At 65.8% G+C, this 23,243-nt stretch carries 25 protein-coding genes and 1 tRNA gene; 15 read left to right on the forward strand and 11 right to left on the reverse strand.

Annotated elements, in window-relative coordinates; translation table 11 throughout:
• Positions 1-426 (reverse strand): MFS transporter (locus Mlute_RS07335; RefSeq protein ID WP_119360091.1); only part of this gene is annotated, 426 nt, incomplete at its 3' end.
• A complete protein-coding gene (locus Mlute_RS07340; RefSeq protein ID WP_119360070.1) occupies positions 423-854 on the reverse strand; it encodes a MarR family winged helix-turn-helix transcriptional regulator in 432 nt (143 codons plus the stop codon). The genes Mlute_RS07335 and Mlute_RS07340, both read right to left, overlap by 4 nt.
• Before the next feature lie 115 nt (positions 855-969).
• Here Mlute_RS07340 and Mlute_RS07345 point away from each other — a divergent pair, with 115 nt between their 5' ends.
• From Mlute_RS07345 to Mlute_RS07355, 3 genes are all read left to right on the forward strand, one after another.
• The gene (locus Mlute_RS07345) at positions 970-1,299 is read left to right on the forward strand and encodes an ArsR/SmtB family transcription factor (protein WP_119360071.1); all 330 of its coding nucleotides are present in this window, start codon (positions 970-972) and stop codon (positions 1,297-1,299) included.
• Positions 1,300-1,403: 104 nt separating this feature from the next.
• Positions 1,404-3,686 carry a heavy metal translocating P-type ATPase gene (locus tag Mlute_RS07350; RefSeq protein ID WP_119360092.1) on the forward strand — a complete coding sequence of 761 codons (2,283 nt, stop codon included), beginning with the start codon at positions 1,404-1,406 and terminating at the stop codon, positions 3,684-3,686.
• Positions 3,687-3,690: 4 nt separating this feature from the next.
• On the forward strand, positions 3,691-4,374 hold the full coding sequence (locus Mlute_RS07355) for a TapB family protein (RefSeq protein ID WP_119360072.1): 684 nt from the start codon (positions 3,691-3,693) through the stop codon (positions 4,372-4,374).
• Here the strand turns inward: Mlute_RS07355 and tsaD are convergent.
• Positions 4,364-5,341 carry a tRNA (adenosine(37)-N6)-threonylcarbamoyltransferase complex transferase subunit TsaD gene (tsaD, locus tag Mlute_RS07360; RefSeq protein ID WP_119360073.1) on the reverse strand — a complete coding sequence of 326 codons (978 nt, stop codon included), beginning with the start codon at positions 5,339-5,341 and terminating at the stop codon, positions 4,364-4,366. The two genes, Mlute_RS07355 and tsaD, sit on opposite strands and share 11 nt — an antisense overlap.
• 64 nt (positions 5,342-5,405) lie before the next feature.
• Between tsaD and Mlute_RS07365 the strand changes: the two genes are divergently transcribed.
• Positions 5,406-6,305 (forward strand): AAA family ATPase, encoded by a 900-nt coding sequence (locus Mlute_RS07365; protein ID WP_182482496.1) that lies wholly within the window; start codon positions 5,406-5,408, stop codon positions 6,303-6,305.
• 5 nt (positions 6,306-6,310) lie between these two features.
• Here Mlute_RS07365 and gcvH read toward each other — a convergent pair whose 3' ends face one another.
• Positions 6,311-6,697 (reverse strand): glycine cleavage system protein GcvH, encoded by a 387-nt coding sequence (gcvH, locus tag Mlute_RS07370; protein WP_119360074.1) that lies wholly within the window; start codon positions 6,695-6,697, stop codon positions 6,311-6,313.
• A gap of 59 nt (positions 6,698-6,756) precedes the next feature.
• The gene (gcvT, locus tag Mlute_RS07375; RefSeq protein ID WP_119360075.1) at positions 6,757-7,812 is read right to left on the reverse strand and encodes a glycine cleavage system aminomethyltransferase GcvT; all 1,056 of its coding nucleotides are present in this window, start codon (positions 7,810-7,812) and stop codon (positions 6,757-6,759) included.
• Between the two features lie 49 nt (positions 7,813-7,861).
• On the opposite strand from gcvT, the gene Mlute_RS07380 reads away from it, so the two are divergent.
• Positions 7,862-8,728 carry a hypothetical protein gene (locus Mlute_RS07380; protein WP_119360076.1) on the forward strand — a complete coding sequence of 289 codons (867 nt, stop codon included), beginning with the start codon at positions 7,862-7,864 and terminating at the stop codon, positions 8,726-8,728.
• A 9-nt stretch (positions 8,729-8,737) separates the two neighbouring features.
• Here the strand turns inward: Mlute_RS07380 and mglA are convergent, their stop codons facing one another.
• Genes mglA through truD form a run of 3 tightly spaced genes read right to left on the reverse strand, consistent with a single transcriptional unit; the run spans position 8,738 to position 10,954 of the window.
• Positions 8,738-9,325 (reverse strand): GTPase MglA, encoded by a 588-nt coding sequence (gene mglA / locus Mlute_RS07385; RefSeq protein ID WP_119360077.1) that lies wholly within the window; start codon positions 9,323-9,325, stop codon positions 8,738-8,740.
• 1 nt (position 9,326) lies between these two features.
• On the reverse strand, positions 9,327-9,818 hold the full coding sequence (gene mglB, locus Mlute_RS07390; protein WP_119360078.1) for a GTPase-activating protein MglB: 492 nt from the start codon (positions 9,816-9,818) through the stop codon (positions 9,327-9,329).
• Between the two features lie 56 nt (positions 9,819-9,874).
• Complete coding sequence (gene truD, locus Mlute_RS07395) at positions 9,875-10,954, reverse strand: tRNA pseudouridine(13) synthase TruD (RefSeq protein ID WP_119360079.1); 1,080 nt, start codon at positions 10,952-10,954, stop codon at positions 9,875-9,877.
• A gap of 18 nt (positions 10,955-10,972) precedes the next feature.
• Between truD and tilS the strand changes: the two genes are divergently transcribed.
• Both tilS and Mlute_RS07405 read left to right on the forward strand, forming a co-directional pair.
• Positions 10,973-12,535, forward strand: a complete 1,563-nt coding sequence (gene tilS / locus Mlute_RS07400) for a tRNA lysidine(34) synthetase TilS (protein ID WP_119360080.1) — start codon at positions 10,973-10,975, stop codon at positions 12,533-12,535.
• Positions 12,536-12,573: 38 nt separating this feature from the next.
• Positions 12,574-12,665 (forward strand) — tRNA-Ser (locus Mlute_RS07405).
• A gap of 51 nt (positions 12,666-12,716) precedes the next feature.
• Here the strand turns inward: Mlute_RS07405 and Mlute_RS07410 are convergent.
• Both Mlute_RS07410 and Mlute_RS07415 read right to left on the reverse strand, forming a co-directional pair.
• Entirely contained in the window at positions 12,717-13,718 is a 1,002-nt protein-coding gene (locus tag Mlute_RS07410; RefSeq protein WP_119360081.1) for a YpdA family putative bacillithiol disulfide reductase, read from the reverse strand.
• Between the two features lie 67 nt (positions 13,719-13,785).
• On the reverse strand, positions 13,786-14,232 hold the full coding sequence (locus Mlute_RS07415) for a MarR family winged helix-turn-helix transcriptional regulator (RefSeq protein ID WP_119360082.1): 447 nt from the start codon (positions 14,230-14,232) through the stop codon (positions 13,786-13,788).
• Between the two features lie 99 nt (positions 14,233-14,331).
• Between Mlute_RS07415 and Mlute_RS07420 the strand changes: the two genes are divergently transcribed.
• The 8 genes from Mlute_RS07420 (at position 14,332) to Mlute_RS07455 (ending at position 22,781) form a co-directional block, all read left to right on the forward strand.
• Complete coding sequence (locus tag Mlute_RS07420; protein WP_119360083.1) at positions 14,332-15,552, forward strand: MFS transporter; 1,221 nt, start codon at positions 14,332-14,334, stop codon at positions 15,550-15,552.
• Positions 15,553-15,559: 7 nt separating this feature from the next.
• Positions 15,560-16,957 carry a class II fumarate hydratase gene (gene fumC / locus Mlute_RS07425; RefSeq protein WP_119360084.1) on the forward strand — a complete coding sequence of 466 codons (1,398 nt, stop codon included), beginning with the start codon at positions 15,560-15,562 and terminating at the stop codon, positions 16,955-16,957.
• 69 nt (positions 16,958-17,026) lie between these two features.
• The gene (locus Mlute_RS07430) at positions 17,027-17,632 is read left to right on the forward strand and encodes a superoxide dismutase (protein WP_119360085.1); all 606 of its coding nucleotides are present in this window, start codon (positions 17,027-17,029) and stop codon (positions 17,630-17,632) included.
• A 72-nt stretch (positions 17,633-17,704) separates the two neighbouring features.
• The gene (locus Mlute_RS07435; protein WP_119360086.1) at positions 17,705-18,124 is read left to right on the forward strand and encodes a hypothetical protein; all 420 of its coding nucleotides are present in this window, start codon (positions 17,705-17,707) and stop codon (positions 18,122-18,124) included.
• A gap of 74 nt (positions 18,125-18,198) precedes the next feature.
• Entirely contained in the window at positions 18,199-19,677 is a 1,479-nt protein-coding gene (locus Mlute_RS07440) for a M16 family metallopeptidase (protein WP_119360087.1), read from the forward strand.
• A complete protein-coding gene (locus Mlute_RS07445) occupies positions 19,674-21,077 on the forward strand; it encodes a M16 family metallopeptidase (RefSeq protein ID WP_182482497.1) in 1,404 nt (467 codons plus the stop codon). The genes Mlute_RS07440 and Mlute_RS07445 overlap by 4 nt, the downstream gene beginning before the upstream one ends.
• A gap of 139 nt (positions 21,078-21,216) precedes the next feature.
• Positions 21,217-21,987, forward strand: coding sequence for a metal ABC transporter ATP-binding protein (locus tag Mlute_RS07450; protein WP_119360088.1), 771 nt, complete (start codon positions 21,217-21,219; stop codon positions 21,985-21,987).
• A complete protein-coding gene (locus tag Mlute_RS07455) occupies positions 21,987-22,781 on the forward strand; it encodes a metal ABC transporter permease (RefSeq protein ID WP_119360089.1) in 795 nt (264 codons plus the stop codon). Before Mlute_RS07450 ends, Mlute_RS07455 begins: the two co-directional genes overlap by 1 nt.
• A gap of 14 nt (positions 22,782-22,795) precedes the next feature.
• On the opposite strand, the gene Mlute_RS07460 is transcribed toward Mlute_RS07455, so the two are convergent.
• Positions 22,796-23,161, reverse strand: a complete 366-nt coding sequence (locus Mlute_RS07460) for a hypothetical protein (RefSeq protein ID WP_119360090.1) — start codon at positions 23,159-23,161, stop codon at positions 22,796-22,798.
• Positions 23,162-23,243: the final 82 nt, after the last annotated feature.

Consider the following 23,243-nt stretch of genomic DNA (forward strand, 5'->3'; position numbering starts at 1 on the left):
CCCCCGGCCCCGCTCCCGCGGAGGGAAGAGCACCGCGATGGTGGTCAGGGCCAAGGCGAAAAGCGCCCCACCGCCAATACCCTGCAGGCCACGAAAGACGATGAGCTGGGGCATATTTTGAGCCAGGCCGCACAAGGCTGAGCCCAGCAGAAATACTACGACGGCCACCAACAAAACCGCCTTCCGGCTAAACAACTCGGTCAGACGGCCAAAGATAGGCGCCGAGACCGTGGAGGCCAGAAGGTAGGCGGTGGTGACCCAGGCGTAGAGCTCGGTTCCGCTAAGATCGGCGACAATTCTGGGAAGCGCGGTGGAAACAATGGTCTGGTCCAAGGCGGCCAGGAACAGCCCCAGGAGTATGCCAATCAGGGTTAGTTGCCTTTGTTGAACGAAGCGGTCGTCGGGGGTCTGGGGTGTGGGTCTCATGGTTGCTCCCTTGCGGCCGGGGCATCCTCAGGCCGGGCCAGAATCTCCAGCCATTCGGCGAGCTTGCCGCGCTCCTCGGAGGTCAGCCGATTGAGCCGGCGCTCCATGGCCTGGAGGATGTGCTTTCGGCTCTCCTCCAGGAGAAACCGGCCCTGCTCGGTAAGCTCAAAGCGGTAGCGGCGCAGGTCGGTGGGGTCAAGCGAGCGCACCACCAAGCCGGCCTGCTCGAGCCGCTTGAGCATCTGGCTGATGGTGGGGGCGGGTATCTGCATGGCCCGCACCGCCTCGGTGGGGTAGCGGTGCCGCTCAATCTCGGCCAGCAGCCAGGGGTCGGTGGGCGCCAGGCCCAACCGCTCTAGCTGGGGCGTCACCTCCTCCCGCAGCTCCCGGGTCAGCTTCCACAAATGGGTGAGGATGCCCCAGGTCATATGTGGAGCAATATACTTCTAAAACAAACTATTGTCAAACGAAACTTTTTGTCTTAGGATAACCCCCAGACCCTTGGTTGCCCTATGGAAAGCCGCTGGTTAGTCTGATACCAAGATGTCGGTATCAACCTCCCCAGACCCCCAGGCGGTCGGCGAGGCCCTCCCTGCCCTTTCCCAGGTCCAAAGGGCCTCCGAGCTGCTCAAGGCCATCACCGACCCTACCCGGATGCGCATCCTCTCGGCGCTGCAGATGGGGGAGCTGTGTGTCTCGGAGCTGTCCAGGGTGGTGGGGATGAGCGAGTCGGCGGTTTCCCACCAGCTCCGGGTTTTGCGGAACACCCGGCTGGTGGCCGGGCGTAGGGAAGGCCGGCTGGTTTACTACCGCCTGGCCGACGCCCACGTCGGGGCAATCCTGCAGGCCGCGCTCGAGCACGCCAGCGAGTAGCACCTGCCAGGGGGTGGGGTGCCCCTATAATACTTGAACATCTGTTCATATATTGCTACAATCTGGGGCAGCCGGCCGCCCCAGCGCCGCCTTTGGAGCCCTATATGCGCTTCTCTTTCCCTATACGAGAAACCCTGCCCAGCGCCGAAAGCTGTTCCGAGTGCCAAAGCCTGCTCCGCTCAGCCCTCCTGGGGCTCCCCGGGGTACGGGAGGTCTTCCTGGAGGGGGGCGCGGTCCACCTCGAGGCCGCCCAGAACCCCGGCCCTAGGCTTTCGGAGGCCATCCAGCAGGTACGGGCCGTCCACACCCACCAGACCTTCCAAATAGAAGGCTTAGACTGCGCGAGCTGCGCCCGGGCGGTGGAGGGCGCAGCGGACCGCATCCCCGGGGTGAGGCTGCTCGAGCTCAACCCCCTGGCCGGAAGGGTTGAGCTGGCCTACAACCCCCGCCAGTCTGCCCTGCAGGCGTTCCAGCGCTCCGTGGAGCGGCTGGGCTACACAATCAGGCCGGCCTCTTCCGGCCAGCGCACCCCCCCAGCAAAGCCCGAGGTCCGCTCGGTGGCGCTCACGGGAGGTCTGCTGGCGCTGGCCTGGGTCATCTCCTTCACCAATCCGGCACTCGCCGGGTGGGGCTACACCGCTGCCACCCTGGCGGGGGGCTGGCCCCTCGCCCTCAGGGCCTTGCGAGGAATCCGGGCCGGCCACCCCTTTGGCATACACACCTTGGTGACCGCTGCTGCCCTGGGCGCTGTTCTCATCGGTGAGGCCGCAGAGGCGGCGGTGGTGGTGCTCCTGTTTGGGGTGGGAGAGCTTTTAGAGGGCTGGGCGGCCGAGCGGGCCCGCTCGGGCATCCGCGCCCTGGCCGCCCTAACCCCTAAAACCGCGCTGCTCCTAGAGGAGGGCCGGCCGCGTGAGGTACCCGCTGAGCATCTCCAAAGGGGAGACCGGGTGCTGATCCTGCCTGGAGGCCGGGTCCCCGCCGATGGCCTGGTGGAGGAGGGTTACTCTGCGCTGGACGAGTCGCCCATCACCGGGGAGTCGGTGCCGGTGAGTAAAGGGCCCGGCGACCCTGTGTATGCGGGCAGCATCAACACCGAAAGCGCCCTTACGGTGTGGGTGGAAAGAGCCGGGCAGGAGACCACCTTGGCCCGGGTTCTCCACCTGGTGGAGGAGGCCCAGGCCCGCAAGGCCCCCACCGAGCGCCTTGTTGACCGCTTCAGCCGTTACTACACCCCCTTGGTGATGCTGGGGGCGGTGCTGGTGATGCTGCTTCCCCCGCTTTTTGGGGGCGGCTGGCAGGAGTGGTTCTACAAAGGGCTAGCCCTCCTGCTCATCGGCTGCCCCTGCGCGCTCGTCATCTCCGTACCCGCAGCGGTGTCGGCAGGCCTGGCCGCGGGGGCCCGGCGGGGGCTGTTGGTGAAAGGCGGGGCCATCCTTGAAACCCTCGGCCAGCTACGCACCGTGGCCTTTGACAAGACCGGCACCCTGACCGAGGGAAGGCCCCAGATGACCGACATAATTCCCCTGGCCCTGCCCGAAGATGAGCTGCTGGGACGGGCCGCGGCAGTAGAGAGCGGCTCAAACCACCCCCTGGGCCGGGCCATCCTCCGCCGGGCCGCCGAGGCCGGGGTGAGGGTCCCTCCCAGCAGCGGTCACAAAACCCTCCCAGGCCAGGGAGCCACGGCCCTAGTGGAAGGCGAGCCACACACGGTGGGCTCCCCTCGGTACGCCGCCGAGCTGGCGGCCCTCCCGCCAGGCCTTCTGGCCGAGGTTGAGCGGCTCGAGGCCCAGGGCAAAACCGCGGTGGTGGTGCTCCGCGAAGCCACCCCAATCGGCCTACTAGCTTTTCGGGACCAGCCGAGGCTCGAGGCCCAAGAAGCCCTGCGGCGGCTAAAGGCCCTGGGGGTGAAAAGCGTGATGTTGACCGGGGACAACCCCCAAACCGCCCGCGCCATCGCCGGCGAGCTGGGGCTGGAAGCCCGGGCCGGGCTGCTGCCCCAGGAGAAACTCCACCTCATCACCACCCTGAGGAAAGAAGGCAAGGTGGCCATGGTGGGCGACGGCATCAACGACGCTCCAGCGCTGGCCCAGGCCGACGTGGGCGTGGCCATGGGGGATGGCACAGAGGCGGCCCTTGAAACCGCCGACGCTGCTTTGCTCACAAACCGGCTCACCGGGGTAGCAGAGCTCATCCAGCTTTCACGGGCCACCCTAGGGGCCATCCGCGCCAACATCGCCCTGGCCCTAGGCCTCAAGGCCGCTTTCCTAATCACCACCCTGACCGGCGCCACGGGGCTTTGGATGGCGATTCTGGCTGACACCGGCGCCACCGTGCTGGTCACCGCCAACGCCTTGCGCCTGCTGGGGTTTTCTGGCAAGCTAGAATAAGCCCATGCGCGCAGCCGCGTTGGCCCTTCTGCTGGCCTCTCCAGCAGTGGCCCAACTCTGCGATCAGCCGTTCTCCCCTACTCGTCCCGGCTGGGTGTGGCAGTACCAGGTGAGCGGAGAGCAAAGCTACACCTACACTGTCCGCAAAACCCAGATTACCCCCAACGGCTACACGCAGGTGCGGGAGGGCCCAAGCGGGCGGGAGGAATTGCGCTACCGCTGCACGGAGGAGGGCATCTACCCCATAGACTTCGGCAACCAGGGCGCTGGCCGGGCCGGGGTGGGGGGGCGGCCGGTGAGCTACAGCCTCGAGGTGGTCAAGGCAACCGGGGTAGCCATCCCTGACTACGACACCTGGGTGGTGGGCAATAGCTGGAGGCTGGTCCTAGAAGTGCGGGGGACTGGTCAGCAAGGCCCCCTCCATTTCAACGTCAGCGGAACCTTTGAGACCACCTACAAAGTGGTGGCCCAGGAGGCCGTGGTCACCCCCGCGGGGCGCTTCCTGGCTTACCGCCTACAAACCCAGTTCAGCACCCGGCTACAGGCCAGCGTGGGGCCTCTGAGCCTTCCCTTTCACTTTGACAGCCAGGGCACGAGCTGGTACGCCGAAAACGTGGGCCTGGTGAAGAGCATCCAAAAGAGCCGGGAAGGCGAAAGCGTGACCGAGCTGGTGGCGCTCAAGAAGTAGCCAGGGGCAGGTAGGGCGCAGCAGGAAGGTGAAGGTTGCTCTTTGAGCAGCGGCCCAGGGTGTGCCAGGCGGCCAGGGCTATCATGGCCCCGTTGTCGGTGGCCAGGCCTCGAGGCGGAAAGCAAAGCCGAAGCCCCATACCCTGAAGGCGGGCCCTTAGGGCCTGATTCTGGGCCACCCCTCCGGTGACCAGGAGGGTGGTGAGGCCGGTTTTCCGGGCGGCACGGCCCACCACCTGGGCGATGTGCTCTACCGCCACCTCCTGAAAGCGGGCGGCGATGTCGGCAGGGGCGTGGCCCTTTTCCAGAGCCCGGGCCACCGCAGTCTTGAGGCCCGAAAAGCTGAAGGAAAACCCTTCCTGGTCTTGCAAAGGCACGCTCAAGGGAACCCGCGCAGGGTCGCCCTGGGCCGCCAGCCGCTCTATCTCTGGCCCCCCCGGATACCCCAGGCCCAGAAGACGGGCCGACTTATCAAAGGCCTCCCCGGCAGCGTCGTCCAAGGTAGCGCCCAAAAGCCGGTAGACCCCCCAGGCCGGCACCTCAAAGAGGTGGGTGTGCCCCCCCGAGGCAACGAGGGCCAGGAAGGGCGGCCGGACCTCAGGGTGCTCGGCCAGGGCCGCGTAGATGTGCCCTTCAAGGTGGTGCACCGCAACAAAGGGCTTCCGTAGGGCAAAAGCCAACCCTTTGGCATAGGTGAAGCCCACCAGCAAGGCCCCAATGAGGCCCGGGCCCCGGGTGGCAGCCACCAGGTCCAGCTTTTCTACCCCCAGCCCAGCCTGCCGAAGAACCTCTTCCACCAGCCCATCAATCACCCGCACGTGTTCGCGCGAGGCCAGCTCGGGCACCACCCCCCCATAGTGTTGGTGCAGCAGGGTCTGCGAGGCCACCTGGTTGGCCACCACCCGCCCATCCTGCACCAAGCCTACTCCGGTGTCGTCGCAGGAGGTGTCAATCCCCAAAATCCACACCCCCGATTCTCCCCCCCCTGGGCCAGGCGGTCAACCCGGCGGGCCGCAGCTTATACTCAGGCCTGTGCGAGCCGCCCTAAAAGCCCTGGAAGATTCCCTAAAGAACGTTCTCTTTGGCCAAGAACGCGTCATCCGCGAGCTGCTGGCCACCGCGGTAGCCGGGGGGCACGCCCTTTTGGAGGGACTGCCTGGCCTGGGCAAAACCCTCTTGGCCAAAGCCTTTGCCGAGGCCAGCGGCCTCTCCTACCGCCGCATCCAGTTCACCCCCGACCTCCTGCCTGCCGATGTGACCGGCACCGAAATCCTGGAGAACGGGGCGTTTGTGTTCCGGCCGGGGCCCATCTTCGCCCAGGTGGTGCTGGCTGACGAGATTAACCGGGCTACCCCCAAAACCCAGTCGGCCCTGCTGGAGGCAATGCAGGAGCAAGGGGTCACGGTGGGCGGGGTGCGCCACCCCTTGCCTGAGCCCTTCCTAGTGCTGGCCACGCAAAATCCGCTGGAGCTCGAGGGCACCTATCCCCTGCCCGAGGCCCAGCTTGATCGCTTCATGGCCAAAATCGCTTTCTCAGCACCGCCGCGCCCCGCTTGGGTGCGCATCCTCTCTGAAGAGCCCCCGGAGCCCAAGGCAGTCCCAGGGCTGGACCTCCTCCAAGCCCGCGCCGAAGCGGACCAGGTGGTGGTGAGCCAGCCCGCTTTGGAGGCCATCGCCAACACCGCCCAGCTCTCCAGCGAGGAAAAACACCTGCGCATGGGCCTCTCCCCCCGTGGGGCCAAGGCCTGGCTGGGGCTGGCTCGAGCCCTGGCCTACCTGGACGGGCGGGCCCACGTAGACTGGGAAGACCTGCGTGGCTCGGCCCTTCCCGCCCTCTCCCACCGCCTGCTGCTTACCGAGGAGGCCCAGTTTGAGGGCCTGCGGGTAGAGCAGGTCATCCAGGACCTGCTCAGGCGCACCATGCCCAAGTGAGCGGCTCAGCCCGGCTGGCCCTCCGCCACCTTCTGGTACTCCGATGCCGACAAAAGCCCCGCCACATCGGAGGGGTTGACCCTCAGCTTGAAAAGCCAGCCCTCGCCGTAGGGCGACTGGTTGACCAGCTCGGGTTTCTCGGAGAGGGCGGTGTTCACCTCGAGGACTTCCCCCGCCATGGGCGCGTAGATGTCCGAGGCGGTCTTGACCGACTCCACCACCGCCACCGCCTCCCCAGCGTCCACCTTCCTACCCACCGTGGGCAGCTCCACATACACCACATCGCCCAGGGCGTCTTGGGCAAAGTCGGTAATACCCACCACAGCCACTTCCCCTTCCAGGCGCACCCACTCGTGGGTCTTGGTGTACTTGAGTTCGTTTGGGTATTCCATGCTCGCTCCTCGTTGCACCTCAAGTCTATCGGGTCCAGGTGCGTGTTCCTATAGCGGGTTCAGCGCCTAACAAAGGGCAGCTCCACCACCACCGCGGGCAAGGCCCGCCCCCGTATCTCCACCTCGAGCCGGGTGCCCAACCCCGCCAGCTCGGCCTGCACATAGGCCATCGCGATGCCCTTCCTGAGCAGCGGGGAGTAGGTGCCCGAGGTGAGGTGGCCCACCGGCTCATCCCCGCGCAAAACCCGGTAACCCTCCCGGGGAATCCCCTCCTCCAGGGTGAGCCCCACCAGCCGTTGGACGCAGTCCTGGCCCAAAAGGGCTGGCTTTCCGTAGAAGTCCTTCTGGGCCTTTACTACCCAGGCAAAGGGGGTGCAAAGGGGGCTGGTCTCCTCGGTAAGCTCATGGCCGTAGAGGGGGAAGCCCGCCTCAAGCCGCAGGGTATCCCGCGCCCCCAGGCCGCAGGGCGTCACCCCGGCCGCCCGCAGGGCCTCCCAGACCCCTTCGGCCTCGTCGGGGGCCACAAACACCTCGTAGCCATCCTCACCGGTGTAGCCGGTGCGGGCAAAGCGCACCCACTTCCCGGCCAGCTTGCCCATAAAGGTATCGTTCTTCTTGGGCGAGAGGAGGTCGGTATCGGTGAGCTTTTGCAGCATGGCCACCGCCTGGGGACCCTGAACGGCAATTAGGGCGAAGAAATCGGAAGCGTTCTCGAGCTCCACCTCAAAGCCCTCGGCCAGGGCGCTCAGGTAGGCCCAGTCCTTCTCTACGTTGGCCGCGTTGACCACCATCAGGTACTCGTTCTCGGCGGTCCGGTAGAGGTAGATGTCGTCCACCACACCCCCTCGCGCACCGGGCAGCATGGAGTACTGGGCCCGCCCCACCCTGAGCCTGGCGACGTCGTTGAGGGTCACGTACTGCAAAAAAGGGAGCGCCCCTGGCCCCCGCACCCAGAACTCGCCCATGTGGCTCACGTCAAACATACCCGCCCCCTCCCGCACCGCCCGATGCTCGGCGGTGATGGAGGCGTACTGCAAGGGCATCTCGTATCCGGCAAAGGGCACCATCCGGGCCCCAAGGCCCAGATGGGCTTGGTAAAGGGGGGTGGTTTTCATGCCCCCTCCAGATTATCAAGAAAGGGATTGGGGTGGCATAATCCAGACGATGAAAGCAATTAAGCTCGGCTTGGGTTTGTTCGCGCTTGTGGCTTTGGGCCAGCCCAGCTTCAACATCGTGGAGGTCCACCTGCACGCCGCCAACCAGGGGCGCTACCTGGTGGCCGCGCCGGGCGCTGCCGGACAAACCGTTCGGGTTCGCGGGCCGCAGGGAGAGCAGGATTTGGCCTTCCAGCCGGACACCCTCCTCGAGCTGCCCCATAGCCCAGACCAAGCCCAGCCCGGTGAGGGCCGTCGCTGGCTTTACGACGGGCGGTGGTTCCTTGACCAAGGCTACTGGAACCGGCAAGCCTTTGAGCTGGAGATGGCCACCCCGGTAGAGTCGGCGGCCATACAGGCCCGGATTGAAGGGCTGGGCCTGCCCCTACCCCTGCTGGTCCTAGAGGAGCCTGGCCGGACCACCCTACCCCCCCTGGCCTACACCCCCGAACCCGGTGGGGTGCTGTACACCAGCCTATGGGTACGCCCTGGGGAAAGCCAGGCCCTGGACACGCCCCGCTTGCTGGACAACCGGCCGGTGCGCGGCGGGGGCCTCAGGAGCCGAGGGGGGTTTCTGACAAGCCCAGGCGAGCTCGAGCGTCTCTGGCAGGAGCTGGGCCTGGGCGAACCCCCTCCGGCCCGGTTTGAGGCAAGGGTAGGCTACTTCTTCTCCGGGCTACGGGCCGAAAGCGACTTCCGGCTCAAGGTGGTGGGGCTGTCGCTTCGGGAAGGAACCCTTTTGATTGCCCTGGAGGCCAGCCGCAGCCCAGGGTTCGCCGCGCAGGCCAACGGGGTTGTGCTGCTGTTTGAGGCCCCGCCCCGCACCGCCCGGGTTGAACTCCGGGACGAGCAGGGCCGGGTCTGGGGGAGCTACTGAACGGGCCCCTCAGCTCGAGGCCACCCGCGAGAGCACCTCGCGGCTCACCGCCTTCAGGGTTTCAAAGACGCCCATTCCAGTGGTGGCCACGGCCTCAAAGATGGGAAAGCGCCGCTCGGGGTCTATCACGGCTTGGATCATCTCCACCGGCAGGGCATCGGGGGTATCGCGCTTGTTGGCCTGCAGGACGATGGGGATGTCCTCGAGCTTGATGCCGTACTCAGCCAGGTTCTCGCGCAGATTGCGCATGGACTCGGCGTTGGCCCGCAGGCGGTTCGGGGCCGAGTCGGCCACGAACACGATGCCGTCCACCCCCCGCAGAATCAGCTTGCGGCTGGCGTTGTAAAAGACCTGGCCCGGCACCGTGTAGAGGTGGAAGCGGGTCTTGAAGCCCTTGACCTCCCCCAGGTCCACTGGGAGGAAGTCAAAGAAAAGGGTCCGCTCGTCCTCGGTGGCCAGCGAAACCATCTCCCCCTTGCGGTTCTGGGGTATCTGCTGGAAAACCCACTTGAGGTTGGTGGTTTTCCCGGACATGCCCGGGCCGTAGTAGACAATCTTGAAGTTGATTTCCCTTGCGGCGAAGTTAATCGTGCTCATCTTAGTTCCCAAACAGCTCGTCTAAAAGGGCGTTTGCCCCGTCGCGGTACTCGCTGTCAATCCCTAGGGTGCCGGGGTTGACCACCGCCTCTTGGGTAATACTCTCCAGGACCTGCGCAGCCCGCTTCCCATACAGCTTGACACGGCCCACCGGGGCTGAGCTGTCAAAGATCACCACCAGCAGGGCCAGCTCGCCCACTTCCTCCACGTACAGCCCATGGGCGGAGCCCTGGTGCAGCAACTCGTTGAAACGGGGCTCACCCAACATCCTGGCCAGGGCCTGGGTGGCCGCAGCGTTGCCCGCAATCAGGGTGGCTAGGGAGTCCAAAGCAGGGGGTTTGGGTGCCCAAAGCGCCTCCTTATGGACCAAAACGAACCCTTTGCGGTCCAGCAACAAGGTGTAGCGGGCCCCACTTTCCCGCAAAAGCTCCTCGAGGACGCGCGCTGCTCTCTCGTAGGCCTCCCCGAAGAGCGCGACGGCAGGTTCAACCATAACAAGCCCAGTCTAGCACGGGCCTACACCCCAGGCCTGTGATGGATGCCAGGGGCTCAAAGGTCCTGGGAACCCTCTTCCGCCGCTGGCTCGAGCCGGGCCTCAGGATCGCGCTTTAGCACCTCCCGCAGCACCACCGTGGCGTAGGCCCCTTTGGGGAGGAAAAAGGAGACCCATACCCCCTCGGGAACTGCCTCCACCGCCCATTCCGCAAGGGGCAGGCGGATGGGTCGGCGGTCCCCCCGGCGGCTGGCAAAGTGCTGGCGGGTAAGGCCGTACTTCTCCAGCACCTGGTCCTCCAGGGCGCGGGCCACCCCCCGGGCCTCCCGGTACTTCCTGCCGAACAGCGCCCCGGTGGCGCTAATCTCAAAGCGCTGGGCCCGCCCGCTCTCCACTTCGGCGTCTTCCACCCAAAACTCCCCTCCGGTGTCGTGCTTCTTGGCCACATCGCCCTCCACCACCCGGTCAAAGAGGCCCATCTCCATACGCAAGGCCAGCCAGTCGTTGAAGAGAAGGCTCTGCAGGCTGGCCAACAGGAACCTCCCAAGCCAGGGGGGGGTGTGGGCCTTGCCCCGGGTGGCCAGGGCGTAACCCTTCTGCGGGTTCAAGCCACCCAGCCCGAAGCGCTGAGGGCCGTAGTAGTTGGGTACCCCCTGCTGAGCCAGCCGGCACAAAACCGCCTCCACCCGCTCGGCCGAACCTGGGGCAGTGGCCCCGCGAATGAGAATACGGAAGCGGTTGCCCCTAAGGTGGCCCACCCGAAGCTTGTGGGGGTGGCGGGCCCAGTGCAAAAGCCGCAGCCCCGGCAGTTCCTGCAAGGCCTCCAACTTGGGCTCAAAGCGCGAGGGAAGGCTGAACCACTGCTGGGTAAGGGCGTGCTTATCCTTGAGCCCGGCCACCCCGATCTGCTCCTCGGGAACCCCTAAGCGGTCGCGCAGGAATTCCAGCACCGCCCGGGTGGTCAGGCCCCTTTTTTCTAGGAGCAAGAACAGGTGCTCCCCCTCCCCCCGGGGCAGGTAGGCCGGCACCTCACAGACCTGGAACTCCTCGGGCCGGCTGCGGATGACCCCCTCCACCCCAGGCAGGTCGGCGGTCAGGTAGGGGTAGGCGTTAAAGTCAAAGCGCAAAGAGGCCATCCCCTATAGCATATAGGCGTGGATTCAACCGACCTGGAACGGCTCGAGGCCTGGTTTGCCAACCACCTGACCCGCCTGGTGCCCGAGGGCGTGCTGGTGGCAGCGGTTTCGGGTGGGGGGGACTCGGTGGCGCTGTTGATGCTCCTCACCTCCACCCCCCGCAAGGTGGTGGTGGCCCACCTGGACCACGCCCTGCGGCCAGACTCGGCCCGCGACGCCCTATGGGTCAAGGCCCTGGCCGAGCGGCTGGGCTACCCCTTTGAGGGCGAGCGGCTCGAGGTGGCCCGCATCGCGGCCGAACGAGGGGCTAACCTAGAGGCCACCGCCCGCGAGCTTAGGTACGGCTTCCTGGCCAAGGTGGCTAAAAAGCACGGTGCTCAGGCCGTCCTGACCGCCCATACCGAGGACGACCAGGCCGAAACGGTGCTCCTGCAGCTCCTCCAGGGCACTGGAAGGGGCCTAGGGATGCGGCCTAAGCGGGGCAAGGTGGTGCGCCCCCTTCTGGAGGTAAGCCGCAGGACGCTGCGGGACTACCTGAGGAGCAAGGGCCAGGACTGGCTTGAGGACATCACCAACGCCGACCTTACCCTGGATCGCAACTTCCTGCGCCAGGAAATCCTGCCCCGCCTGGCCGAGCGCTTTCCCCAGGCCCAGGCCGCGCTGGCCCGCTTTGCGGGCATCTCCCAGGTTGAGGATGAAGCCCTAGACCCCCTGGCCCGCCTGCTGCTGCTGCCCGACCGACGCTGGCCCTGCCCGGCCTACCGGGTAGCCCCCCTACTGCAAGCCCCCCCAGGCCTCCGGCGGCGGGCCCTGCGGCAGATGTTGGAGGAAGTTGGGGTGCGCCCCGAGAACAGCTGGATAGTCCAGCTCGAGCGGGCCCTGCACGGCGAGGCCTTTACCCTGCCTGGAAACTGGCAGGTTCGCCGGCGCGACGGAACGCTTTTCCTCATTCCCGCGGTGGTGGGGAGCTTTCCTCCCTGGCGGGGCTCCAGGCTCCCTAGGCCCGGCGACCAAATTTTCCTCCCCACCGGGCGGGTGCGGCTGGTAGACTTCCTGGCCGAACACGGGGTACCCCCTGAGCTCAAGCAGGTCTGGCCGGTGCGGGCGGTGGGCGAGGAGGTCCGGGAGGTCTGGAACCTCTGGCCTGAGGCCGAGGACCTGGAGTATATGCGGATGGCCCTAGACGAGGCGAAGCGGGCCGGGCAAAAGGGGGAAGTACCCATCGGGGCGGTGGTGGTACAAGACGACCAGGTGCTCGCCAAGGCCCACAACCAGGTAGAACACCTCAAGAGCGCCACCGCCCACGCTGAGCTCCTGGCCCTGCACCAGGCCCTGCTCAAAAAGGGCGAAAAGGTGCTGCCGGGGGCCACGGTCTACGTGACCCTGGAGCCCTGCCCGATGTGCTTTGGCGCCCTGGCTGAGGCCCAGGTGCGGCGGGTGGTCTACGCGGTGGAGAACCTGAAGGCCGGGGCCCTCACCGTGCACCGCCTGAACCCCCCTTTTGCCTGGGAGGGCGGCTGGCTCGAGCGGGACTCCGCCAAGCTCCTAAAGGGCTTCTTCTCCCAAAAGCGCACCCCGTGACACCGGCCTTCGGTTGTGCTAGAGTTTTTATCCGGCCCGGAGGGGTGCCGGAGTGGTTGAACGGGCCGGTCTCGAAAACCGGTATAGGGGTTTCCCCCTATCGAGGGTTCGAATCCCTCCTCCTCCGCCAGCTAAGCCCCCAGGGAGTGTGCGCCCTGGGGGGGCTTCCTTTTGGAGAGGCTTAGGCCATCCGGCACAGGTGGCCCTCCCTTACCCGACGGGCCATCTCCTGTACGGCTATCCGGGCGTGTTCCCGCCCGTTCTCAATGAAGACCGTACGGGTATCCGAGCCAAAGCCGGCGCTGCCCGCCACGAAAAGACCCGGCAGGCTGGTCTCAAAGACCTCGGAGAGCAGCGGGGCATCGCCCTCGTAGGCCACCCCCGCTGCCCGAAGCAGGCTGTCTACCGCCCTGTAGCCGATATGGAGCAGCACAAAGTCGGCGGGGATGACCCGTTCTTCCTGGCCTTCCCCAGGCCTGAGCACCTCGAGCCGCACCTCTTGTGGCCCTATCTCCCGAACCCTGGCGTTCAGGAGAAGCCCGATGGCCCCCTCCCGCACCCGGTTGTCAAAGTCAGGCTTGAGCCAGTACTTAACCTGCGGGCGAATCTCGGCCTCGCGGTGCACCACCGTAACCCTAGCACCCCCCCGGTAAAGCTCGAGCGCCGCTTCCACCGCGCTGTTGGAGCCCCCCACCACCACCACCCGCTGGTTCCAGTACGGAAGGGTCTCCTCCAGCCCATAACGCACGTGGGGCAGGTCCTCCCCGGGCACCCCCAGGCGGTTGGGGTTGTCGTAGTAACCGGTGGCCACCAGCACAAAGCGGGCCTCATGCACCCCCTCCCCCATCCGGTCGCGGTACAAGACCCGAAAACCCCTCGGCTGGGGCTGAACCGCCGTGACCTCGGTGTAGGTGCGCACATCCAGCCCTTCCACCTCGGCCACCCGCCGATAGTAGACCAAAGCCTCCCGGCGGGTGGGCTTGGCCGAGAGGGAGGGAAAAGGGTGTCCCCCTATCTCAATGTTTCGGGCCTCGCTGAAGAACACCGTTTCTCGGGGCCAGCGGTAGATGGTGTTCACCAGGGTACCCTTCTCCAGCACCACCGCCCGCAGCCCAGCCCGCTTGGCCTCTATCGCAGCCGCGAGGCCTACCGGGCCAGCCCCCACCACAACCAGGTCCCACATACCCCCATGCTACAGCCAAGCGCAAGGCCAACCATCCCCTCGAGGGCAGCGAAAAAAGGGCGGACAACTACCCCTCGCCGGCCTCGAGCTCCTTCAACACCGCGCTCAGGGCCCTGAGGAGGGAGCGGATTTTTTTATCGGAAACCCGGGCCAGCACCTGGGTGACCTGCTCCAGGATGGCCTGGTCAAACTGCCGGGTCATCGTGCGGCCCTGAAGGCTCAGCCGCACCAGCTTTTCCCGGCGGTTGGCGGGGTTCTCGGCCCGCTCAAGCAGCCCCTGCTGCACCATGCGCTCAACCATCTGGCTGGCTGCCGCCTTGGAAAGCCCGGTGCGCGCGGCAATCTCGGAAACCTTAAGCGACCCATCCAGGCTCAGCTCATAAAGCGTGCTGATCTCCCGCAGGGTAAGGCCATGCACCTGGGCCATCTCGGTCATCCGGCCGGTCCAATCAGCAAAGGCCATCTCGCTCAGCCGCCACAGGGCCTGGGCCAACTCCTGCCGTAGGGCGTCCACCCCTCCATCTTAGGCCAAAGGACAAACGGTTCGGCGAATCACTATTTACATTTATCCAAACAGTTTGACAAATCAAACTTTTGTGACTAGAGTGGGCCTATGGCGCGCTCGGGCCTGCCGCTGGTGCTGGCCATCCTTTTCGTGGACGTTGTGGGTGAGGGGCTGGTCTACCCCATTACACCCAACTTCCTACAGGCGCTAGGAGGTGGCACCGCGCAGGAGGCGGCTCGCCTTTATGGCTGGTCCTTGGCGCTGTACGCAGGGCTGACCCTGTTCTTTGCCCCGGCGTGGGGGGTGCTCTCCGACCGCTACGGGCGTCGGCCGATTTTGCTGCTGTCAATGGCGGGAGCGGCCTTGGGCAACCTGCTCACCGCACTGGCACCAGGCCTCGAGCTCTACTTCCTAGGCCGCATCGTGGCGGCGGTGACCAGCGCCAACCTGGTGGTGGTCAACGCCTACTTAGCCGACGCCTCACCCCCCGAACAGCGGGCCCGCAACTTCGGGCTGGTTGGGGCCGTTTTCGGCTTTGGTTTCGTGATTGGCCCCGCCTTGGGCGGGTTGGTGGGTGACTGGGACTTGCGGGCCCCCTTCTGGGCCGTCGCGGGCCTCTCGGCCTTCACCTTCACGCTGGCCCTGGTGCTGCTGCCTGAGTCCTTGAAACCGGAAAGGCGAAAAAAAACGCTGCGCTGGCTCGAGGCCAACCCCTTTGGAGCGCTGACCGCCCTGGCCCGCTACCCGCTGCTGCGCCCGCTGGGCTGGACCATCCTCCTGAGCAGTCTAGCGATGAACATGCTGGTCGCGGTGTGGATTCCCTACGGCACCTACCGCTACGGCTTCGGCCCCACCGAAAATGGCTTCATCCTGGCGGCCTTCGGGCTGATGAGCGCTTTAGGGCAGGGGCTGGTGGTGCCCTGGCTGGTCTCGAGGCTGGGAGAACACCGGGCCATCCCGCTGGGCCTGGGGGTGAGCGCGCTCAGCCTCCTTCTCTACGGCCTAGCCAGCACCCCTTGGCTGCTCTTCGCGGCCTTGGCCATCGGCGCGCTGGGTGCGGTGGACGAGCCAGCCCTTCAGGCCCTCATCAGCCGCCATATCCGTCCCAACGAACAGGGCAGCGTGCAAGGCGCCCTGGCCACCATTGGCAACCTGATGGGCGTCGTGGGCCCGGTGGCGGGCACCCACCTCCTCAGCAGCTTCAGCGGACCACAAGCGGTAGCAGAACTTCCCGGGGCCCCTTTCTTCGCCGGGGCCCTATGCGTGGCCCTGGGGCTAGGAATCGCTCACCGCACGCTGCGGCGTCTTGCCGCTGGCCTAGTAAAATAGCAAGGCTATGTACCGTACCGAAAAAGACACCATGGGCGAAGTCCAGGTTGAGGCCAGCCGCTACTGGGGTGCCCAAACCCAGCGCTCCATCCAGAACTTCCCCATCGGGGTAGAGCGCTTCAAGATGCCCCGCTCCATCATCCGGGCCATGGGCATACTCAAAAAGAGCGCGGCCCTGGCCAACGCCGAGCTGGGCGAGCTGCCGCAGGAAAAGGCCGAGCTAATCGTACGGGCCGCAGAAGAGGTCATCGCCGGCAAGCTTGACGACCACTTTCCGCTGGTGGTCTTCCAGACCGGCTCGGGCACCCAGACCAACATGAACGCCAACGAGGTTATCGCCAACCGGGCCATTGAGCTTGCTGGAGGGGTGCTGGGCTCCAAAAAGCCCATCCATCCCAACGACGACGTCAACCGCGGGCAAAGCTCCAACGACACCTTCCCCACCGCCATGCACATCGCGGTGGTGGAAGAGCTCCACCGCCAGCTCTATCCCAATGTGCAAAAGCTGCGCGACACCCTGGCGGCCAAGGCCGAAGCCTACAAGGACATCGTGAAGGTGGGCCGCACCCACCTTCAAGACGCCACCCCCATCACCTTAGGGCAGGAAATTGGGAGCTGGGTGGCCCAGATTGACTTCTGCTTGGAGCAGGTGCGCCACGCAGAAAAGGGCCTCTACGAGCTGGCCATTGGGGGAACCGCGGTGGGCACCGGCCTAAACGCCCACCCTAGGTTCGGCGACCTTTGCGCGGCCTACATCGCCAAGGAAACCGGCTTTCCCTTTGTCTCGGCCCCCAATAAATTCGCCGCGCTTGCGGCCCACGACGCCCTGGTGACCACCAGCGCCGCCCTGCGCACCCTGGCGGGGGCCCTCTTCAAGATGGCCAACGACGTGCGCTGGCTGGCCTCGGGCCCCCGCAACGGAATCGGCGAGATTCTCATCCCAGAAAACGAGCCCGGCAGCTCCATCATGCCCGGCAAGGTCAACCCCACCCAGGCCGAGGCCCTGACCATGGTCTGCGTGCAGGTCTACGGCAACGACGCAGCGGTGGCTTTCGCTGGCAGCCAGGGCAACTTCCAGCTTAATGTGTACAAGCCAGTGATGGTCTACAACGTACTCACCAGCATCCAACTGCTAGGGGATGCCTGTGCGGCCTTCAACGACCACTGCGCGGTGGGCATTGAACCCAACCTGCCGCGCATCAAAGAGAACCTGGAGAAGAACCTGATGCTGGTAACCGCCCTGAACCGCCACATCGGCTACGACAAGGCTGCCGAAATTGCCAAAAAGGCCCACAAAGAGGGTCTGAGCCTGAAACAGGCCGCGCTGGCGCTGGGCTACCTGACCGAGGAGGAGTTTGACCGGTGGGTGGTGCCGCTGGAGATGACCCGCAACCAGCCTCGCTAAGGGCTTTGAGTCTTCCATCACAGCCTGTCGCGCTGCCCAAGGCGTAGAGTACGGTCTGGAGGTGAGAATATGAGCTACCCGTTTAAGCTACCCGAGCTGCCCTATCCCAAGGACGCCCTCGAGCCCCACATTGACGCCCAGACCATGGAAATCCACCATGGCAAGCACCACGCAACCTACGTGAACAACCTGAACGCCGCCTTGGAAAAACACCCCGAGCTGCATAGCTGGAGCATTGAGGACCTGCTCACCAAAATTGCCCAGGTGCCCGAGGACATCCGCACCGCAGTGCGCAACAACGGCGGCGGCCACCACAACCATACCCTCTTCTGGGACATTCTCACCCCTGGCGGGGCCAAGGAGCCCACCGGCAGGCTAGCCGAGGCCATTCAGGCCACCTTCGGCTCCTTTGAAGAGCTCAAAAACAAAATGACCCAGGCCGGCCTCACCCGCTTCGGCTCGGGCTGGGCTTGGCTGGTCAAGGACAAAGACGGCAAACTCCTGGTCTACAGCACCGCCAACCAGGACTCCCCCCTGATGGAGGGCCACACCCCGCTTTTGGGGATTGACGTCTGGGAGCACGCCTACTACCTCAAGTACCAGAACCGCCGACCCGACTACCTGGCGGCCATCTGGAACGTGATCAACTGGGATAAGGTAGCCGAGCGGTTCTAAGCGCCGTGGCCCCAGCCCCGCCAGGAAACCCCGGTGGGGCCTTTTTTCGGTTTTAGGCTAACCTATGGCTAGATGCGGGCCTTCCTGCCCCTGTTGGTGGCCGCCCTTCTAGGGCTCTTCGGCCTAGCCCACCCCTTTCAAGGGGGTGGGGGCTATGTGGAGGGTCAGGTGGACTTTGAGCCCAACGACGCCCCGCCCAGGGCAGGGGTGCCCACGGTGGCCTGGATTGAGCACATCCGGGTTGGAGGACGGTCCATCAACCCCAAGGACTGCTTCTGCACCCTGCTTTTTTACCAAGGCCAGGTAAGCCCCCGGGTCCAACCCGACGCCCAGGTGCGGATGCAGCTCAACCCAAAGACCGGCCGGGTGGAGGGGGTGGTGCTCTTCCCCAAACCCGGCCCCTACTTTCTGGTGATGCTGGGGCGGCCCCTCCCGGGAAGGCAGATGCCCCCCTTCATCATGCAGGCCATCGTCCAGGTGCTCCCGCGCTAAACCGAAGTGTAGACCCAATCCCAGTCTGGTCTTGGTTTTTCGGGCGTAATGGGGCCCAAAGAAGGGAGGAAGGTGTGAGACCGGTCATAGGGTTGCTTCTTTTGCTGCTGCTTCCAGGCGCCTTAGCCCAGCAGCTCAAAGACGAGATTCGCAAATATACCCTGGAGAACGGCCTGCGGGTGCTGATGGTGCCGGACCGAACAGCCCCAGTCATCCACTTCAACCTGATGTTTGACGTAGGGGGGGTGGACGAAGCGCCGGGCCTGGGGGGGATTGCCCACATGGTGGAGCACATGGCCTTTAAGGGCACCCCCAGCATCGGCAGCCTGGACTGGCCCAGGGAAAAAGTCGCCCTGGAGGCGGTGGACAAAGCCCGGGCCGAGCTGGACCAGGCCCTGGCCCGAGGAGCCCCCCAAAGCGAGATAGACCGCCTCACACAGGCCTTCAACCAGGCCCGCGAAGAGGCCAAAAAGCTGGCCCTGCCCAACCCCATTGACCAGCTCTTCACCAACAACGGCGAACAAGGCCTGAACGCCTCCACCGGCTACGACCGCACCGACTACCGGGTCTCGCTGCCCTCCAACCGGCTCGAGCTGTACCTGCGGGTCTACGCCGATGTGATGATGAACGCGGTCTTCCGCAGCTTCTACGAAGAGGTGGATGTGGTGCTGGAGGAACGCCGCCAGCGCAACGAGAACGACCCCAACGGAGCCCTGAGTGAGGTTTTTCTGCGAGCAGCCTTCCAGGTGCATCCCTACGGCAGACCCCTCATCGGCAGCCGGGAGGAAATCCAAGGCTACCGGGTAGACAAGGCCCTGGAGTTCTGGAAAACCCACTACCACCCCAACCGGGCGGTGCTGGTGCTGGTGGGGGATGTGGAGCCCGAGCGGGACATTCAGCTCGTGCGCCGCTATATGGGTGCGGTTCCTAGGGGCCCCGAGCGACCCAGTCTGGACATCCCCGCCGAGCCACCCCAGACCGCCGAGCGGCGGGTCACCCTGGAGTACAACGCCCAGCCCAGCCTGCGGATTGGCTTCCACAAGCCCACCTACCCCAGCCGCGAGGCCTACGTGATGGACATGATCGACGCCATCCTCACCGAGGGGCGCACCAGCCGACTCTTCCGCCGGCTGGTCATCCAGGAGCAGGCCGCCCTGAACGTGAGCAGCAGCTCAGCCTCGCCGGGCTTCCGCTACCCCAACCTGTTCGTCATCTCGGCCCAACCCCGCGCACCGCGCACCACCGCGGATTTGGAGCGCCTCATCTACGAGGAGCTCGAGCGCCTCAAGAACGAGCCCGTAAGCCCCCAGGAGCTGCAGCGGGTGCGCAACCAAACCCGCGCGGCCTACCTGAGGGTACTCCAGGGCGGCCCCGGCCTGGCCCAGACCCTGGCCTTTTACGAGCTGTTCTTTGGGGGCTACCAGCGCATTTTTGAGGAGGAAGCCATCTACAACACCATCACGCCTGAGGAAATCCAGCAGGCCGCGCGCAAGTACTTCACCCCGGAAAACCGCACCGTGGCCATCCTGGTCACCAAAGGAGGCAGCCGATGAGAGCCTTGTGGATGCTCCTGGTGGGGCTTTCGCTGGCCCTGGGCCAGGGCCTGGGGGTACCCGCCGACTGGCCCGACCCCTTCAAGATGCAGTTTCCGCGCATTGAGCCTCGGCCCATCCGGCCCACCGAGGTCACTTTGACCAACGGCCTGAAGGTGCTGCTGGTGCCGGACAACCGGCTGCCCTTTGTGACCGGAAGGGTCTACTTGCGGGCCGGCTCCATCTACGAGCCCGACGACAAGGTGGGGCTCACCGGCATCTTCGCCGCGGTAATGCGCACCGGGGGGGCCGGCGAGCGCAGCCCCGACCAGGTGGACGAGATTCTAGAAACCCTGGCCGCCAGCGTGAGCGTCTCCAGCGATAGCCTCTTCACCTCGGTGGCCTTTGACACCCTGAGCGAAAACCTGGACCAGGTTCTGCAAGTCTGGGCCGATGTGCTGGTGCGGCCCCGTTTCGCCCAGGAGCGGCTCGATCTGGAAAAAGGCCGGGCCCTGGAGGCCATCCGCCGCCGCAACGACCAGCCCACCCAGATTGCCGTGCGGGAGTTCGTGCGGCGCATCAACGAGGGCCACCCCGCCGGACGCGTCAGCAGCGCCGCTTCGGTGCAGTCCATCACCCGGGACGACCTTTTGGCCTTCCACCAGCGCTTCTTCCGGCCCAACAACGCCATCCTGGCCATCAGCGGCGACTTCCGCATCCCGGAGATGGTGGGGCGGCTCGAGCGGGCCCTGGCAGGCTGGCGGCGTGGGGAGGTGGTCCTCCCCACCTTTGCCCCACCCAGCCCCAAGCCGGCTATCTACTTCGCGCAGAAGGAGGCCAATCAGAGCGTCATCTACATGGGCCAGCCTACCGTGACGGCCTTCGCCCCAGGCTACAGCGAGCTTGACCTGCTAAGCCGCATCCTGGGGGATGGCTTCAACAGCCGGCTCTTCCTGGAGGTGCGTACCAAGCGGGGCCTGGCCTACGCCACCGGCGGGGCCCAGACCCAGGGCTTCGGCTGGCCGGGCTTCTTCTACGGGGCCTCCATCTCCAGGGTAGAGAAAACCGCCGAGGTGATTGAGCTCATGCTGTCGCAGTTCCGCGACCTGCGCGAGCGGCCGGTGAGCCAGGAGGAGCTCGAGCTCTTCCGCAACAACATCCTAAACGCCGAGGTCTTCCGCTTCACCTCGCGTCAGGCCGTGGCCGAACGCATCGCCCGCACCCAGATGCTGGGCCTGCCGCCCGATTATTACGAGCAGTACGTGCGCCAGATCCAGGCCGTCACCCCCGCCGACCTGCAGCGGGTAATGCAGCAGTACGTGCGCCCGGAGCAGTTTGTGATTGTGGTGGTGGGTGACCAGCGCCAGTTTGACAAGCCGCTCTCGAGCCTCGGCAACGTGGTGGAGGTGCCGCTCGAGTAACACGAGTAACACGCGTAACAGGCCCAAGGCCGGAAACCTTGGGACAAGCGACCCCTGAGCCTAGGCACTGCCGCAACGCTTCCACCGCGGCCCACCCCCTCTATCCGAACAGGCTATTGATAGCGTATTATCAGAAAATATGACCGCCACCGCGGTGGAAATTCAGCAGTTTTCGGTGCGCTTTGGGGAGTTCCAGGCGCTGCAAGAAGTAAACCTGAGCGTGCCCCAGGGGGCCTTTGTGGCCATCGTGGGGCCCAACGGGGCCGGTAAAAGCACGCTCCTCAAGGCCCTGCTGGGCCTGGAACGGGGTGCTTTGCGGGATGGGCCCACCCAGGTCTCAGGGACGGTGCGGGTGCTGGGCCTGCCCCCTAGGCAGGTGCCTCCCGGCTGGGTGGGGTATGTGCCCCAGGTCAAGGGCTTTGACCGCAGTTTTCCCGCCCTGGCCCTGGAGGTGGTGGTTTCGGGGCTGCGGCGGCGCTGGCCCTTTATCATCACCGCTCAGGAACGCAAAAAGGCCGAGGCCATGCTGGATAAGGTGGGGGCTCTGGCCCTGGCCAACCGTCGGTTGGGCCGCCTCTCGGGGGGGGAGCTGCAGCGGGTCTATCTGGCCCGGAGCCTGATTCGCGAGCCCCGGCTGCTCCTCTTGGACGAGCCCGCTACGGGGGTAGACGCGGTGGGCGAGGCCGACCTGTACCGGCACCTCGAGGCCTACCAGCGCGAGACCGGGGCCACCATCCTGATGATTACCCACGACTGGGAGGCCGCCCAGCACCATGCCTCGGCGGTGCTGGTGCTGAACCGGCGGGTGGTGGGCTACGGCCCCCCCGAACGGGTGCTGTGCCACGAGTGCCTGAGCCAGGCCTTCGGGCACGTGGGCCACGGGCACGGCCTGGTGCTAAAGGGGGATTGATGCTGGAAGCCCTGCAACTGCCCTTCATGCAGCGGGCCCTGCTGGCCGGCCTGCTGGTGGGCGGCCTGGCCAGCTACCTGGGGGTGATGGTGGTGCAGCGGCGCCTCTCCTTTTTGGGTGACGGGCTGGCCCACGCGGCCTTCGCGGGGGTGGCCCTGGGGCTTTTGCTGCACCAGGAGCCGCTTTGGGTGGCCATCCCCTTTGCGGTGGGGGTCTCGCTGGCCATCACCTGGGTGCGCGAGCAGAGCAGCCTGGGCGACGACACCGCCATCGGCATCTTCTTCGCGGTCTCGGTGGCCCTGGGGGTGCTCTTCATGTCGCTGCGTCAGGGCTTCGCCCCCGACGCGGTGGCCTACCTGTTCGGCTCCATCCTGACCGTAACCCCCACCGACCTCTGGGCCATGGGCCTGGTGGCCCTGGGGGTGGTGGCGCTGCTGCCCTTGTGGCCCGACTGGGCCTACGCCACCTTTGACCGCGAGCTGGCCCTGGCCGACCGTCGGCCGGTGCTCCTGCACGACTACCTGCTCGCGGCCCTCGTCGCTCTGGTGGTGGTGGTCTCGGTCAAGGTGGTGGGAATTGTGCTGATTGCGGCCTTCATCGTGATTCCGGCGGCCACCGCCCGCCTGCTGAGCCAGACCTTCGCCGCCATGACCCTGCGGGCGGTCGGGATAGGGGCCTTCTCGGTGCTGCCGGGCCTGGCCTCCGCCTACCTCTTCGACATCCCCGCGGGCAGCGCCATCGTGCTCACCCAGGCCCTCTTCTTCCTACTGGCTTTGGGCCTGCGCCGGCTTTAATCCAGCATCCAAGGCTAAGGCAGCCGCCCCGAAAACTCCAGGCCCCAGCTCCACCGCAGCTCTTGCCCTTGCCAGCTCAGCCGGGATAGGGCCGCTATCTGCTGCTCTGTGGAAGGTTCCAGGGTGTAGACCGCTCGCAGGCCCAGGCTCGCGCTCGGGAACCGCAGGGCGTCCAGGGTCCAGCCCAGGGTAGTGGAGAGGCCCAGGCTTATCCGTTCGTTGGCCACAAACCTCACGTCCAGCGCCAGATCAAGCCCCAGCGGCTCCGACCCCAAGGAGTCCCGTAGCGCCAGCGAGGCTGAGAGGACCACGGGGTCGCTCAGAAGGCTAGCTGAAAGCGTAGCCCGCAATGCCCAGGGGTAGCGAAGCTCCAGCCCCACCCGGGGGTCCAGGGAACTCCCCGGGGGGGGCTGGAGCTTCGCTACCCCTGGGCATTGCGGGCTACGCTTTCAGCTAGCCTTC

Origin of the sequence: Meiothermus luteus, from assembly GCF_003574085.1 — a bacterium.
Taxonomy (GTDB): Bacteria; Deinococcota; Deinococci; order Deinococcales; family Thermaceae; genus Meiothermus; species Meiothermus luteus.